The organism is Streptomyces sp. MA5143a (genome assembly GCF_900290235.1).
Classification (GTDB): Bacteria; Actinomycetota; Actinomycetes; order Streptomycetales; family Streptomycetaceae; genus Streptomyces.
Genome location: NZ_OLMK01000043.1, coordinates 79392 through 94181, shown reverse-complemented (window position 1 = coordinate 94181; position 14790 = coordinate 79392). Strand labels below are relative to the sequence as shown.

Annotated in this window: 12 protein-coding genes; 5 read left to right on the top strand and 7 right to left on the bottom strand. The window is 69.4% G+C overall.

What is annotated here, in order from left to right:
• Positions 1-50 precede the first annotated feature (50 nt).
• Entirely contained in the window at positions 51-1196 is a 1146-nt protein-coding gene (locus SMA5143A_RS20380; RefSeq protein ID WP_258193638.1) for a Gfo/Idh/MocA family oxidoreductase, read from the top strand.
• A complete protein-coding gene (locus SMA5143A_RS20375; RefSeq protein WP_258193637.1) occupies positions 1193-1735 on the top strand; it encodes a heme-degrading domain-containing protein in 543 nt (180 codons plus the stop codon). The genes SMA5143A_RS20380 and SMA5143A_RS20375 overlap by 4 nt, the downstream gene beginning before the upstream one ends.
• Positions 1736-1840: 105 nt before the next feature.
• On the opposite strand, the gene SMA5143A_RS20370 is transcribed toward SMA5143A_RS20375, so the two are convergent.
• From SMA5143A_RS20370 to SMA5143A_RS20345, 6 genes are all read right to left on the bottom strand, one after another.
• Positions 1841-2698 (bottom strand): fumarylacetoacetate hydrolase family protein, encoded by an 858-nt coding sequence (locus SMA5143A_RS20370; RefSeq protein WP_107464324.1) that lies wholly within the window; start codon positions 2696-2698, stop codon positions 1841-1843.
• 153 nt (positions 2699-2851) lie between these two features.
• Complete coding sequence (locus SMA5143A_RS20365; protein ID WP_107464323.1) at positions 2852-3616, bottom strand: YidC/Oxa1 family membrane protein insertase; 765 nt, start codon at positions 3614-3616, stop codon at positions 2852-2854.
• 140 nt (positions 3617-3756) lie between these two features.
• Complete coding sequence (locus tag SMA5143A_RS20360) at positions 3757-4068, bottom strand: DUF6412 domain-containing protein (RefSeq protein WP_107464322.1); 312 nt, start codon at positions 4066-4068, stop codon at positions 3757-3759.
• A 110-nt stretch (positions 4069-4178) separates the two neighbouring features.
• Positions 4179-4427, bottom strand: a complete 249-nt coding sequence (locus tag SMA5143A_RS20355; protein WP_107464321.1) for a hypothetical protein — start codon at positions 4425-4427, stop codon at positions 4179-4181.
• A complete protein-coding gene (locus SMA5143A_RS20350; RefSeq protein ID WP_258193636.1) occupies positions 4424-5743 on the bottom strand; it encodes a S8 family peptidase in 1320 nt (439 codons plus the stop codon). The genes SMA5143A_RS20355 and SMA5143A_RS20350 overlap by 4 nt, the downstream gene beginning before the upstream one ends.
• A 275-nt stretch (positions 5744-6018) precedes the next feature.
• The gene (locus tag SMA5143A_RS20345) at positions 6019-6831 is read right to left on the bottom strand and encodes a class E sortase (protein WP_107464319.1); all 813 of its coding nucleotides are present in this window, start codon (positions 6829-6831) and stop codon (positions 6019-6021) included.
• Positions 6832-7276: 445 nt separating this feature from the next.
• Here SMA5143A_RS20345 and SMA5143A_RS20340 point away from each other — a divergent pair, with 445 nt between their 5' ends.
• The gene (locus SMA5143A_RS20340; protein ID WP_107464433.1) at positions 7277-8752 is read left to right on the top strand and encodes a beta-1,6-galactanase; all 1476 of its coding nucleotides are present in this window, start codon (positions 7277-7279) and stop codon (positions 8750-8752) included.
• A gap of 130 nt (positions 8753-8882) precedes the next feature.
• Positions 8883-9899, top strand: coding sequence for an SEC-C domain-containing protein (locus tag SMA5143A_RS20335; protein WP_107464318.1), 1017 nt, complete (start codon positions 8883-8885; stop codon positions 9897-9899).
• A 134-nt stretch (positions 9900-10033) separates the two neighbouring features.
• On the opposite strand, the gene SMA5143A_RS20330 is transcribed toward SMA5143A_RS20335, so the two are convergent.
• A complete protein-coding gene (locus SMA5143A_RS20330; protein WP_181361943.1) occupies positions 10034-11296 on the bottom strand; it encodes an HNH endonuclease in 1263 nt (420 codons plus the stop codon).
• Between the two features lie 376 nt (positions 11297-11672).
• Here SMA5143A_RS20330 and SMA5143A_RS20325 point away from each other — a divergent pair, with 376 nt between their 5' ends.
• Positions 11673-14753 (top strand): DUF3427 domain-containing protein, encoded by a 3081-nt coding sequence (locus SMA5143A_RS20325; RefSeq protein WP_181361951.1) that lies wholly within the window; start codon positions 11673-11675, stop codon positions 14751-14753.
• Positions 14754-14790: the final 37 nt, after the last annotated feature.

Genomic DNA, 14790 nt, shown 5'->3' with positions numbered 1-14790 from the left:
CATTGTCCCCCGTGCTTGCACTTTGGCAACAGCGTTGCTTAAGTGGGTGTATGACTGGCACCACGAACGGCACGGACTCCACCGGTACGGCCCCCTCCGCACCGGACGCGCCCGGTGCGGCCCCGGCCGCTCCCCTGCGCGTGGCCCTGGTCGGCTACGGCCTCGCCGGCTCCGTCTTCCACGCCCCGCTGATCGCCGCGACGCAGGGACTCACCCTCGACACGGTCGTCACCTCGAACCCGGAGCGGCAGGCGCAGGCCCGCGCCGAGTTCCCCGGCGTACGACTCGCGGCGACCGCGGACGAGTTGTGGGCACGGGCGGACGAACTGGACCTGGTCGTCGTCGCCTCCCCCAACAGGACGCACGTCCCACTGGCGACCGCCGCGCTGGAGGCGGGCCTCGCGGTCGTCGTCGACAAGCCGATCGCGGGCACGGCGGCCGAGGCGCGTGGACTGGCCGCCCTGGCCGACGCCCGCGGCGTGCTGCTGTCGGTCTTCCAGAACCGCCGCTGGGACAACGACTTCCTGACCCTCCGCAAGCTCCTCGCCGACGGCGAACTGGGTGAGGTCCGGCGCTTCGAGTCCCGCTTCGAACGCTGGCGACCCCAACTCAAGGGCGGCTGGCGCGAGTCCGGCGACCCCGCAGAGATCGGAGGTCTCCTCTACGACCTGGGCAGCCATGTCGTCGACCAGGCCCTCACCCTCTTCGGCCCCGCCACCCTCGTCTACGCCGAGTCCGATCTGCGTCGCCCCGGCGCCGAGGCGGACGACGACACGTTCATCGCGGTCACCCACGCGAGCGGCGTCCGCTCCCACTTCTACGCCTCGGCCGTCACCCCCCAGCTCGGCCCCCGCTTCCGGGTGCTGGGCTCCGAGGCCGGTTATGTGAAGTACGGCCTCGACCCGCAGGAGGCCGACCTCCGCGACGGCGCGCGTCCCACGCCGGGCGCCGCCTGGGGTGTGGAGCCCGAGGAGCTGTGGGGCCGTATCGGCGCCGGCGAGTCCCCCGCCACGGGCGGCGGCAGCCCCGTCCCGACCGTCCCCGGCGACTACCCCGCCTACTACGCGGCCGTGGCCGCCGCCCTGCGCGGCACCGGCGAGAACCCGGTCACGGCGTACGAGGCGGCCGCCGCGCTGGACGTACTGGAGGCGGCGCGGAAGTCGGCGGCCGAGGGAGTGGCGGTGAGGCTCGCATGACGAACACCCCGAGCAGCGGGCCCCAGGGCCCCGGGTCGCCGGGCGCCGGGACCACGAGCACCGAGACGCCGGGCATCGAGGAACTGGAGGCGCAGGAACGCCGCCTGGTCCTGCCCCGCTTCGACTTCGACGACGCGTGGGCGCTGGGCTCCCTGCTGGTGGAGATGGCCCGGGAGCGCGAGGCTCCCGTCGCCATCGACATCCGCCGCGGCCCGCAGCAACTGTTCCACGCCGCGCTCCCCGGCTCGACCCCGGACAACGACGCCTGGATCGACCGCAAACGCCGCGTGGTGGAACGCTACGGCGCCTCCTCCTACCTCGTCGGCGCCCGCTTCCGCGCCAAGGGCACGACGTTCGAGGAGTCGTCCCGCCTGGACCCCGACCGCTACGCGGCCCACGGCGGCTCCTTCCCCCTGGCGGTCGAGGGCACGGGCGTCATCGGCACGGTGACGGTGTCGGGCCTGCCCCAACTGGAGGATCACCGAATGGTGGTGGAAGCGCTGGAACAGCACGTGAAGCGCGAGTCCGGCGGCAGCTGACCCAAAGGGGCGCGGGGAACTGCGCGACCGGCCACGACGAACCCGCGGCCGCCGACGAACCGCAGCCCCCCGCCCCTCAGGCGCCCGGCATCCTTCCCGTCGCGCCTACGCCTGCCCGAACTCCTGCCGCTGCCGCCCGAGCCCCTCGATCTCCAGCTCCACCACGTCCCCGGCCTTCAGGAATGGCTGGGGAGCGGGCTCCCCCAGGGCCACCCCCGCGGGCGTCCCCGTGTTGATGACGTCCCCGGGGTGGAGCGTCATGAACTGGCTGACGTACCGCACGACCTCACCGACCGCGAAGATCTGCTCGGCGGTCGTGCCGTCCTGCTTCAGCTCCCCGTTGACCCACAGCCGCAGCCCCAGCTTCTGCGGATCGGGCACCTCGTCCGCCGTGACCAGCCACGGCCCGAGCGGATTGAACGTCTCGCAGTTCTTGCCCTTGTCCCAGGTCCCGCCGCGTTCCAGCTGGAACTCCCGCTCGGACACGTCGTGGGAGACGGCGTACCCGGCGACATGGGTGAGCGCGTCCTCGCGGGACTCGACATAGCGCGCCGTACGGCCGATGACGACCGCGAGCTCGACCTCCCAGTCCGTCTTGTTCGACCCGCGCGGGACGAGCACCGTGTCGTACGGACCGACGACGGTGTCCGCGGCCTTGAAGAAGATCACCGGCTCGGCGGGCGGCTCGGCCCCCGTCTCGCGGGCGTGGTCGTGGTAGTTGAGCCCGATGCAGACGATCTTGCCGATCCGGGCGAGCGGCGGCCCGACCCGTAGTCCGGTCGCGTCCAGCTCCGGCAGGTCTCCCGCCTCGGCGGCCTCCCGGATCCGGCCGAGCGCCGCCTCGTCCGCGAGCAGCTCGCCGTCGATGTCCGGCACGATCGCCGAGAGGTCCCGCAGGACACCCTCGGCATCGAGCAGCGCGGGCCGTTCCGCGCCCGCCGTACCGACTCGCAGCAGCTTCATGGTCACCCTCTCCCTGGAACGCCGGCCGCCCGACCGATGGGTGCAGCCATCGGAGGACTGGTCGATCGTCCAAGGTCACCATTCACTCCGCAAGACCCGGTTCACGGACTGGACCCCTACGTGCGGGTAGCCCCCGGTCCCGGGTCGGTCCCGCTACGCGGCGGCGGGCGCCGGGGTGGCCGCGGGGGTCACGGGGTAGAGGGCCGCCCGCTCGATCGCGCTCCACGTCGTGCTGGTCACCACGTACAGCGCGGCCGCCAGCGGGACCACCGCCACGGTGAGGAGGGTGAAGAACGACATGAACGGCATGATCTTGCTGACGGCGCCCATGCTCGTCGCCAGCCCGGGCACCTGGTCGTCCCCGGCGGCCGGCATCCCGGCCGTCCCCGCCGCCATCATCCGCTTCGTGCGGCGGAAGTTGAACACCGCGACCCCGGTGACGATCAGGAACAGCCCGACGTAGACGAGGCCCTGCGGCCCGAGGAGGCCGCCCGCGCCCAGGGCGTCGGCGAAGCGGTCGCCGAGCGGTGCCGCGAACAGCCGGTGGGTGAGGAGTTCGTTGGCCTCGCCGCCGATCTGCTTGTTGGAGAACAGGTGGTAGAGCAGGAAGAACGCGGGGAGCTGGCAGAGGCTGGGCAGGCAGCCGGACAGCGGTGACACCTTCTCCGCGGCGTGCAGTTCCAGTACCGCCTTCTGGAGCTTCTCCGGGTTCTTCGCGTGCTTCTTCCGCAGCTCCGCGATCTTCGGCTGCAACGCGACCCGGGCCCGCTGCCCGCGTGCCGCCGCCCGGGACAGGGGGTGCACGAGCAGCCGTACGAACGCGGTGAACAGGACGATCGCGGCGGCCGTGGCGGAGGCGTGGAACAGCGGGTCGAGCAGATCGGCGAGCCGCGCGACAAGGTCGGCGAAAACGGACATGGGTGGGAGCCCTCCAGGGGTCTCGTCGTGCCAGGAGTGGTCCGGAACAGCCCGGTGACCGGGGCGTCCGATGACGGGGAACTCGGCGCGACGGCCCGCGTGCGGGGGCACGGGGTGGTGCGAGGAGGTGGTGGTGTGCCCTACGCGGTGACCGTCAGGAGGGCACGTCCGGGCGCCCGGGGCCGCCTACGGCCGCGGGCGTCGGGATCGCGTTGGGCGAGGAACGCCGTACGGCGCTCCCGGTCCCTGATCGCCGTCCGTACGCGCGTACGCGGGACGACCGGGGCGCAGCGTGAGGCGATGACCGCGCAGGCGGCGAAGGCCGACCCGGCCGCGGCGGTGGCCGCGAAGGCCACGGCGGCGGAGAGGGTGCCGGCGTCCAGCACGGACAGCTCGAAGAGGACGAGGAGCACGACGGCGAGGGGACGCAGCGAGGCAAAGGCTCGGAACACGGCTGACTCCCCCTTTCGGCGCGACACGGACACCCTCCCGTTTATACAGGACGTCCCGGACACCGAGGCCGGGTCCGGGACGTGGGGTTCGTTGCACCGGTCCCACGGGCTCACTGGGCCGGGGAGTCGGGCGGGGGCAGCTGGACAGTGCGTTCGCGGTCGAGGGCCTCGACGCCGTCGACGGCCTGGAGGGCCGCGATCCGGTTCTCCGGGGCGGTTCCGGAGAGCGTGCCGACGACGGGCTGTTCTCCCGTGACGGTCAGCCCGGCCCGCCGCAGGGCGTCGACGATCTCCGCGAACCGGTCGGGGTCGACCGCGAGGACGACCCCGACCGGCGCGGAAGCGGAGGACTCGCTCACGGGGCCTGGAGCAGACCGTGGCCGACGTCCCGGACGGGCTGCGCCAGCGGGAACGCGCCGGCCTTGAGGCGGGCCACGAGGTCGGCCGCGGACACATTCGGGTGCGCCTCGCTCAGCAGGGCGAGGACGCCCGCGACATGCGGCGTGGCCATGCTCGTACCGCTCAGGGGCTGGTAGCCGCCGCCGGGGGCCGCCGACCGTACGTCCCTGCCGGGCGCGGCGATGTTGATCTCGCCGCCCTGGCCGTTGATACCGCCGTTGGAGAAGAACGACGGGGTGAGCGCCCGGTCGAGGGCGGCGACGGCGAGGATGGAGGGGCAGTTGGCGGGCCGGCCGACGGGACGGATGACCGGGGGCCGTTCGCTCTCGTTGCCGGCCGCGGCGACGATCACCGTCCCGCGCTCCAGGGCGCGCCGGGCGAGGATCTCGTACGTCTGCGGGAACAGCTCGCCCGGCCGGACCGGGGCGCCGAGCGACATGGAGATCACCCGGGCACCGCGGGAGATGGCCCAGGCGATGCCCGCGAGGATCTGGCCGTCCGAGCCGCTGCCCCGGTTGCTGAGGACCTTGCCGGCGAGGATCCGGGCGTCGCACGCGACGCCGTAGCGGGGACCCTGCTGGGGCTTGGCCGGGCCGGCGACGGTGCCGATGCAGTGGGTGCCGTGACCGTTGCCGTCCTCGACCGACTCGCCGAGCACGAACGACATCGTCTCCTCGATGCAGCCGGCCAGGTCCGGGTGGTCGGTGTCCACACCGGTGTCGAGGACGGCGACCTTCACCCCGCGACCGGTCAGGTGGGACAGGTTGGCCCGGATGGCCTGGAGGCCCCAGGTGAAGGTCTGCTCGTCCACGGCCGGGCCCTGGGCGGCGGCGATCTCGGCCCGCGTGTGACGGTCGACGACCTCCTCGTCGCTGCGGTAGGCCGGGAAGAACTCGGTCGGCGCCTGCGTCGGGGCGGTGATCGGCATGGCGTACACCATGCGCTCGGGCTCGGCGGCGATGATCGCCGGGTCGGCCTCGGCCGCGGTGACCAGCGCGTGGCGCTGTTCGGGCCGCACCTCGACGACGGCGGCCGCGAGCTCCTCGAAGTGGACGGAGACGTCGGGGCGCTCCAGCAGTTCGGAGACGTTGCCCACGTCGCTTCCGCGGACGCGTTCGACGGAGGCGATCTCGGCGGAGGAACGCAGTGCGTTCAGTCCGCTCTCCTGGTTGCCCGGGTCGAGCAGGACGACGTACCTGCCGGTGTACTCCGCGCCCTGGGGCTCGCCGGAGCCGTTCATGCGCTGGGGCTGCCCGTTGTGACCACGCCTGTCCATGGGGCCGTTCGCCATTGAATTTCCCGCTTTCTGTGCACTGCCCCCGAGGGATCGTGGACGCGCGTCGGTTCACGGAGCGCCGGCATGCCGAGAGGGCGCAGAGTCGTGTGGGTGCGGCCGAGCCGCACGTCGACGCGCGGCGCCCCCGCCTGCGGCAGAGCGGTCCCGTGACGGGCCGGTGCCTGCGCGTGGCGCCTCGAACACCGTCGCACCGGGTGCGGAGGTCGGCAACACAGCGCGGCCGGGCGGGGCAGCGACCGCGGCCACTCCGGCTCTCACCTGAGCCGCACGGACCGGAGCTTGCCCCAGACCACGAGCCGGTATGTGGAGGTGTACGCGGGGGTGCAGGTGGTGAGCGTGAGGTAGTGCCCGGGCCTGTCGTACCCGTACGACGGCAGCACCCCGCTGCGCGGCACGGGACGCAGGACGCCGCCGTCGCCGGGCGTGGTGCGGGGGAGCGTCCGGTCGACGACGTACGTGTGGACGGCGTCGCGGGTCTCGATCCGTATCTCGTCGCCGCGGTCCAGGCGGTCGAGGTGCCGGAAGGGCTCGCCATGGGTGTTGCGGTGCCCGGCGAGCGCGACGTTCCCGGGCCGCCCGGGCTGCGCGGTCCGCGGGTAGTGACCGACGTACCCGCGGTCGAGGACGTCGGCCCGCCCGATCCCCTCGGCGACGGGGACGCGCAGCCCGAGGCGGGGGATGGCGAGCACGGCGTAGACCTGGGCGGGACGGGGCCGGGCGGAGTCCGGGGCGCCCGTGGGAGCAGAGGACGCGGAGGGGGCGGAGGGGGCGGAGGGGGCGGAGGGGGCGGAGGGGCGTGCGGGTGCCGCGTCGGGCCCCGGTGCCGTGGTGCCGGCGAGCGGCGCCGACCCGTCACCGTGCCCGGTGGCCCACTCCCGCTCCAACGCCTCGACCTGGCGCCGCGCGCCGTCCTGGGCCTGCCGGTTGGTCCACCACAGCTGGTGGACGACGAAGAGGAGGAGGACCAGGCCGAGGGTGACGGCGAGTTCGGCGGCGGTCCAGAGCGCGCGGGCGTACGCGGCCCGTCGGCGCCGGCCGCGGTGGTGGACGACCCTGGGTGTCCTCACGGCCGGAACGATAGGGCGGCTCCCGCGAAGTGACCAGGGCGCCGCCACCCACCCAGATCCTGCGCGCACCTTCTCCCAGCAGGTGGACTCCCTCCCCGCAACCGGATGATCACTGACGGCGAGGCTTTTATCTGCCCTTCTCACAACCGTTGAAAGAAATCGAAGAAAGCGCTGTCAGACCTCTCGACAACCTCAGGGTTCACCCCTGACTCTTCCGATGGCCCTCCTGCGTCTCCCTATCTCCCTCCTGCGTCTCGCTATCCCCCTCCTGCGTCTCCCCATCTCCCTCCTGCGTATCTCCGCCTCCCTTCTGCGTCTCTCCACCTCCCCCGGGGTCTCCCCACCCCGGCACCCGCAACCCGGAGTTGACATGACCGCTTCCTCACCCGCACCGCAGAACCCCAGGAACGCCCACCGCCCCGAACCACGCGCCTCCGCCTCCCCGGTGCTGGGCCGCAGAGCCCTGCTGGCCGCGGCCGGCGGCGCGGTCGTGGGCACCGCCCTCGCCACCGGCACCGCCCACGCGGACGCGACCATCGCGATCACCCCGGCGACGAAGTACGGCACCTGGGAGGGCTGGGGCACCTCGCTCGCCTGGTGGGCGAACGTGTTCGGCGCGCGGGACGACTTCGCCGACCTGTGGTTCACGACGAAGACGACGACGTACAACGGCACGGCGCTGCCGGGCCTCGGCATGAACATCGCCCGCTACAACCTGGGCGCGTGCAGCACGAACTCGGTGAACGGCGAGTCGATGGTCGTCTCGCCGAACATCCCCGCGTTCAAACAGATCGAGGGCTACTGGCAGGACTGGAACAACGAGGACCCGGCGTCCTCGGCCTGGGACTGGACGGCCGACCCCAACCAGCGGGCGGCGCTCACCAAGGCCGTGGCCCGCGGCGCGACGACCGAGCTGTTCGCGAACTCGCCGATGTGGTGGATGTGTAGCAACCACAACCCGTCGGGCGCGTCGGGCGGCGGCAACAACCTCCAGACCTGGAACTACCGCCAGCACGCCTCCCATCTGGCGGCGGTGGCCCTGCGCGCGAAGAACAACTGGGGCGTGAACTTCGCGACGGTCGACCCCTTCAACGAGCCGGCGTCGACCTGGTGGACAGCCACCGGCACCCAGGAGGGCTGCCACATGGACCCGGCCGTCCAGGCCGCCGTACTCCCCTACATGCGCAGCGAGTTGGACAAGCGGGGCCTTCAGTCGATCCGTATCTCCGCGTCCGACGAGACGAACTACGACACGGCCCGCTCGACCTGGAACTCCTTCAACGCCACGACGAAGGGCCTGGTCAGCCAGGTGAACGTGCACGGCTACCAGGGCGCGAACGGCCGCCGCGACCTCCTCTACACGGACGTCGTGACGACCGCGGGCAAGAAGCTGTGGAACTCGGAGACGGGCGACAGCGACGGCACGGGCTGGACCCTCGCCCGCAACCTCTGTTACGACTTCCGCTGGCTGCACCCGACGGCCTGGGTCTACTGGCAGGTGATGGACCCGACGGCGGGCTGGGGCCTGATCAAGTACGACGCGAACACGCTCCAGCCGGGCGCGATCGAGACGAAGTACTACGTGATGGCGCAGTTCAGCCGCCACATCCGCCCGGGGATGACGATCCTGGACGCGGGCTCCAGCTACACGGCGGCGGCGTACGACGCGGCGGCCCGCCGCCTGGTGATCGTGGCGATCAACACCGCCTCGTCCGCCCAGACCCTGACGTTCGACCTCTCCCGCTTCACGACGGTCACGGGCGGCACGAACGGCCTGGTCCCCCGCTGGAACACCCACACCTCGGGCGGCACGGACCGCTACCGCGCCTACTCCGACACCCGCCTGAACGGCAAGTCGGTGGCGGTCCCGTTCGCGGCGGGCGCGGTACAGACGCTGCAGATCGACGGGGTGACGATCTAGCGGAGCGGGGTGGTGCGAGCCGGAGCGCGACCCGTGAACGTCGCGCCCCGGCCCGCACCCCACCCACAACGGCCGGAAGCACCGCGCACCACCACCCCGTGGGCCTTCCCTGGGCAGTACGGTGTCGTCCATGCGCCCCGACACGCCTGCCGAGAACGTCGACCACCCCGCCGAGGCGGCCCGCCTGGAGCGGACCGCGGACCTCTACCCGGAGGACGCGGAACACCTCCTCATCCAGGCCGCCGCCCACCGCGAACTCGCCGGCGACCGCCCCACGGCGACCGCCCTCTACGACCGCCTGCTCGCCTCCACCACCCCCTTGGAGAACCCCCACCTCGTACGGGCCCTGAAGGCGTCGAACCTCTGGGAGTACGGCCACGAGGCCGAGGCGAGGGCGATCATCGACGGCATCCGGGCGGCCGCTCCCCGGGACCCGGCGCCCTGGGTGATCGTGGCGGAGGCGCTGGAGGCCCACGACGAGCTGGAGGCGGCCCAGGACACGTTCACGGCGGCCGCGCTGCTCCTGCTGACGGACGTGGCGGAGCCCCCGTACGCGACCCGCCCCCTCCTCTTCGGCCGCCACCGGGTGCGCCGCATGCTGGGCGCGCCGCACGACGACTGGGACGCGCTGGCGGACACCCTCCACTCGTCGTCGGTCTCCCTGGACGAGCTGCACGACCCGAAACGGGTCTGGTCCCTCGGCTCGGACAACCCGGCGGAACTCCAGGCGGAGATCTCCCGCCTGCGCGCGGAGTTGGGCACGTACAGGGAGGCCCTGTCCCGCCCGTTCCCGGTGGCGGTGCTCCACTGGCCGACCACGGAACTCTCGGAACTGGTGACGGCGTACCCGGGCCTCCTCGCGGAGTACCCGTCGCACGAGGACCACCTGGCGACCATAGAGTCCTCCCTGCGCGAACTGGCCTCGTCGGGCACCCCGAACCTGGGCATCGTGACCGGCACGGTCCCCTCCTACGAGGCCTTCGCAGCCTCGGAGGGCACGACCCCGGACGACCCGACTCTCCTCCCCCAGTACGCGACGACACTGGCGGCGCGGGGGCTGGCGGTGGAGTGGCCACCGCAGAGGGGCGGCGCGTGCTGGTGCGGGTCGGGGCGGGCGTATGAGGAGTGCCACGGGGCTTCGAACTGACCTAACGGGCTCCCCGGCCCACCACCCAGCCGACCTCCCCTCAGCCGCGATGGGCCACCCACCTTCCGGGCGGCCCTACGGCAGCTCCATAGAGAGCGAGACCAAAGACGGCCTGATGCTGCAAGGTGGGAGGCCTACTCGGACCTCATGGCTTCTTGCATGAACCCCCTGTGTCGAGTGCGGGCCACGGCCAGCAGCTTCTTCTGTAGTTCGCCTCGGTCTTTGCCACGGGTCTTGAGGGCATGGCAGTTCGGGCACAGAGCGATCATCGCCTCAGGAACGTCCGGGCCTCCCCGTGCCAGATCTTTGACGTGATCGACGTCGAGAATGGGCGCGCCCGCATCCGTGCGTTCGAGGGGATGCCCCAAACAGGACGGATTTTCGCAACGGCCTTCGCTGCGAAGTATCACGGCTTCACGAGCGGCAGGTGAGCGCAGGTAGCGCTCCACTCGAGTGAGCTTGGACTGGTGGGTTCGGCCAGCCGCCGTGCGGCGCGCGGCTGCCGTCAGCTGCTTGTACTTTTCTCGGGGACTGATCGGCTTCGGCTGCGCCGCTGAGTGCACTTCAACGGGGATGACGTCGACCGTGTCGTCATGCAGTTGCTTGTCATCCTCGCTGAGGGCTTCGATGACCTCCGAGGGCCAGGTCTCGCGGATGGGCGAGGGCACAGGCGCAAGGACCCAAACGAACTCTCGGCGCAGTAGACCGTCCTGTCCGCGCCCCCAGCGTTTGCGGCGCTGTACGATGACGACCCAAGTCTCGAAGGTCCAGTGACCTTTGTAGGGCTTGTGCCAATAGCGCAGAGCCTTCTCCTGCTCCTGGTACTCCGCCATGTTGCGATTGCCAGCCTTCAAGGTCTGGTCGCCGCTCAGCCCGTCGCCGGTGTACGCGATCCAGTCCATCTCCGGGAGGCGCTGGTCCGCATACGGCCCCTTATCGTCCGAGTAAACGGAGAGAATTCCGTCCGCGAGCGGAGTGATGCCCAGCACGCGGTTGCCGCCATAGACCTCGGCGATTGCGACGCGATAACGGTAGGGCTCTCCAGGGACTGGGCGTAATCCGGTGGCGGCTTGCCCTGCCACGAGTTCCTTGAGCCCCAATCCTTCCAGTAGCAAGGGAGGCATAGGAGTGAAGAAGCGTATGAGCAAGGTACTGACTACCCAAGCCGCCAACTCCATGTCCTCAGACAGGCGGTCGTAGTCCTGCTTCGGCAGCCCAGCAAGAGGGTTCGCTTTTTGTACGGCAGACAGCTCCGGGAGGCGCCCTTGACTCGTCGCGGCGAGCTCGGCAGCGCTCGCGACTTCCCATAAATTGTCCTTCTGTAGCACCCAGAAGGGATGCAGCACGTCCTGGCCGCTGCCTGACGCGCCAGCAAACGCCTTGAGCAGCGGTGCCACAGCCTCCCGGACTACCGACCAGGGCTGCTCGCGCGGGCGGCCGTGCACGGCTTGAGCTACGGCCCATAACAGCAGTAGGGGCCGGTGAAGGTGCTGCCCCGTGGGACGGTGGGCCGGCCGTAACCCGCCTATTCGCTTGATCACGTCTCGTTCGTCGACCACTGCGCCACTCCAGCCCCTCAGTCCAATTAGTAGGACTATCTGACCAGAGGGCACTGACACTGCCACGGGCCGGCGGCAACGCACCTCCGCCTTGCACGACCTCCTGTTACAACTGGACCCAGCCAACTGAGCGATCAAGGGAGCCAGTGTGTTGGAGCCGGGGGATCTGTCACAGCCCGTCGCGGGTGTGTACGAGGAGCTCGTCACGCGGGGCATGCAGGCGCAGATGGAGCAGTGGGGCACGGCTGGTTGGAAGGCGATCGACGCAGACGTCAGTGAGGAATCGTCCCCGCATGTGCTTGCCCGGCACATCGGCCAGGCCATAGGGCGCAAGCTCAGCCAGCTGCCACACAACAAGCGCGTCGCGTTGGCCAACCAGATCATTGGGGCACTCGCATCCGAGGCACCTGAGCAAGACGCCGGTGACGCTGTCGAGCTCATCGCCGACGGCCCTCGCCAGCTCTTGGCGCTGGCCGAGCAAGAGGCCCCCGGCGTCTACGCAATCCGCCCCCTCACCCCACTCTCCGAGACCGCACTCATCACCAACTCCCCTGAGGACCCCAGCCTCGGCAGTGAGTTGCGCGCCGAACTGGCCACAGCAGACCGGATCGATCTGCTCTGCGCCTTCGTGAAGTGGTACGGCCTGCGCGTACTCGAAGATCCGCTCCGCGCGGCAAAGGAACGTGGCGTCCCGATCCGTGTCATCACGACCACCTACATCGGCGCCACAGACCGCCACGCACTCGACCGTCTAGTCCGTGACTTCGGCGCGGAGGTGAAGGTCAACTACGAGATTCGTTCCACGCGGTTGCATGCGAAGGCATGGCTGTTCCGACGCAACAGCGGTTTCGACACGGCGTACGTCGGGAGCTCCAACCTTTCAAAGGCGGCCCTGCTCGACGGGCTGGAGTGGAACGTACGCCTGTCATCGGTTGCCACTCCCGCAGTGCTCAACAAGTTCGAGGCGACCTTCGACGCGTACTGGAACGACAGCGCCTTCGAACTGTATGACCCGGACGTCGACGGTGAGCGCCTCGACCGGGCACTGTCTCAGGCCAGCGGGTCAGGCTCCACGACCGATCTCAAGATCAGCCTGTCAGGGCTTGAGGTCCGCCCCTTCCCGCATCAGCAGGACATGCTGGAACGCCTACGTGTTGAGCGGGAAATCCGTGGCCGGAACCGCAATCTCCTGGTGGCAGCAACCGGGACCGGCAAGACGGTCATGGCAGCCCTGGACTACCGAAACCTGAAAACGACTCTAGGAAACGGGAATCCGAGGTTGCTGTTCGTAGCGCACCGCAAGGAGATCCTCAAGCAGTCCTTGCGTACGTACCGCGAGGTGCTCGACGACGCATCGTTCGGCGAGCTCCTCTATAGCGGCCAGGATCCGCGCGAGTGGAATCACGTCTTCGCCAGCGTCCAGTCGCTCAACCTCCAGCGGCTTGAGCAACTCGCTGCCGATCATTTCGATGTCATCGTGATCGACGAGTTCCATCACGCTACGGCAAGCACGTACCGTCGAGTCATTGAGTACTTCAAGCCGAAGGAGCTCCTGGGCCTCACCGCGACGCCTGAGCGGATGGACGGGCGCAATGTGCAAGACGAGTTCTTCGGCGGTCGTATCGCAGCTGAGATGCGGCTGTGGGAGGCCTTGGAAAACGATCTCCTGTGCCCCTTCCACTACTTCGGGATTCCTGATGGGACCGACCTGACCAACCTCAGTTGGCAGAAGGGCTCGTACACTGATCGCGACCTCGAGAACATCTATACGGGCAACCATGCCCGCGCCCGCATCGTCATCAAGCAGATCCGCGACAAAGTTTCCAATCCGGGAGCCATGCGGGCTCTTGGCTTCTGTGTGACCAAGCTGCATGCGCACTTCATGGCGGACTTCTTCCGACAGGCCGGCTTCCGAGCCGTAGCGCTCGACAGCGATTCAAGCGCCGTGGATCGGGCGCAGGCTCTGGCCGACCTACGGGACGGCAATCTTCAGGTGATCTTCTCGGTCGACTTGTTCAACGAGGGCCTCGACATCCCCGATGTCGACACCTTGCTGCTCCTCCGCCCCACCAGCAGCGCGACGGTCTTCCTCCAGCAGTTGGGGCGAGGCCTGCGGCGCACGGAGACGAAACCCGTCCTCACCGTTCTCGACTTCATCGGTCAGCACCGGGCGGAGTTCCGCTTTGAAGAGCAGTTCCGAGCCTTGACGAACCTGTCCCGGAACCGGCTGGTCGACCACATCGAGCACGACTTCCCACAGCTTCCCTCGGGCTGTCAGATCATTTTGGAAGGTAAGTCCAAGGATCTGGTGCTCGACAACATCCGCACCCAGATCGGCGCAACCGTCAAAACGTTGGTGAAGGAGGTCAAGGATTACCGCACTCCCCGCCTCGCGGACTATCTCCGCGAGAGTCGCCGTGAAATCAAGGAGCTCTACAAGAGTGACAACTCCTGGACCACCGTTCTCCGGAAGAGCGGCGACATCACCGAACCGGCGCCGCCTGGAGAACCGGCACTCCTCAAGCGCGTCCACGCGTTCCTACACGTAGACGATCACGACCGCGCGCGGGCCTATCTCCGCCTCCTTTCCGATGACGCCCCGTCGTACGAGGAACTGCCGCCGAATGATCAGGCGTATGCCCGCATGCTGTTCTTCAATCTTTGGGACAACGCAGGCGGCTTTACCAGCTTCGAGCAGGGGCTTGAATCCCTGCGTTCCCAGCCGGTGTTCCGCGACGAGCTACGGCAAGTGCTGTCCTACGTCATGGAACAATACGACCATTTCCCGATCCCCCTCTCAGGCCCTCACAGCAACCTCCCGCTGAAGGTCCACAGCGCCTACAACCGTTCCGAGATACTGGCTGCGCTTGGGGTGGCTCGCTTCGGCGGCCAGATGCCCAGGTCCTTCGCGCAAGGCGTGCAGTGGGTGGAGGAAAACAAGACCGACACCTTGCTGATCACTCTGGATAAGAACGAAAAGGACTTCTCCCCCACGGTCCGCTACAAGGACTATGCCTTGAGTCCCACGCTCTTCCACTGGGAATCCCAGAACGCCACCGCCGAGAACTCCCCCACAGGACTGCGGTATCAGCGCCACGCACAGGAAGGTAGTCACGTTCTACTGTTCATGCGTCGATACAAGGACACCGACATCGGCAAGGCGCACCCTTGGATGCTCCTCGGTCCCGCGACGTACGTGGAGCACACCGGCAGCAAGCCGATGGCGATCACCTGGCGCCTGACGCACAGGCTTCCGGCCGATGTCTGGACGTACTCGGCGATCACCAGCGGATAGCGGCCCGCTGCCCACCGGTGATCGCCTACAAGCCCCG

Coding starts and splice junctions, on each gene's coding strand:
- SMA5143A_RS20380 (WP_258193638.1), top strand. CDS start 51: ATGACTGGCACCACGAACGGCACGGACTCCACCGGTACGGCCCCCTCC.
- SMA5143A_RS20375 (WP_258193637.1), top strand. CDS start 1,193: ATGACGAACACCCCGAGCAGCGGGCCCCAGGGCCCCGGGTCGCCGGGC.
- SMA5143A_RS20370 (WP_107464324.1), bottom strand. CDS start 2,698: ATGAAGCTGCTGCGAGTCGGTACGGCGGGCGCGGAACGGCCCGCGCTG.
- SMA5143A_RS20365 (WP_107464323.1), bottom strand. CDS start 3,616: ATGTCCGTTTTCGCCGACCTTGTCGCGCGGCTCGCCGATCTGCTCGAC.
- SMA5143A_RS20350 (WP_258193636.1), bottom strand. CDS start 5,743: ATGGACAGGCGTGGTCACAACGGGCAGCCCCAGCGCATGAACGGCTCC.
- SMA5143A_RS20335 (WP_107464318.1), top strand. CDS start 8,883: ATGCGCCCCGACACGCCTGCCGAGAACGTCGACCACCCCGCCGAGGCG.
- SMA5143A_RS20325 (WP_181361951.1), top strand. CDS start 11,673: ATGCAGGCGCAGATGGAGCAGTGGGGCACGGCTGGTTGGAAGGCGATC.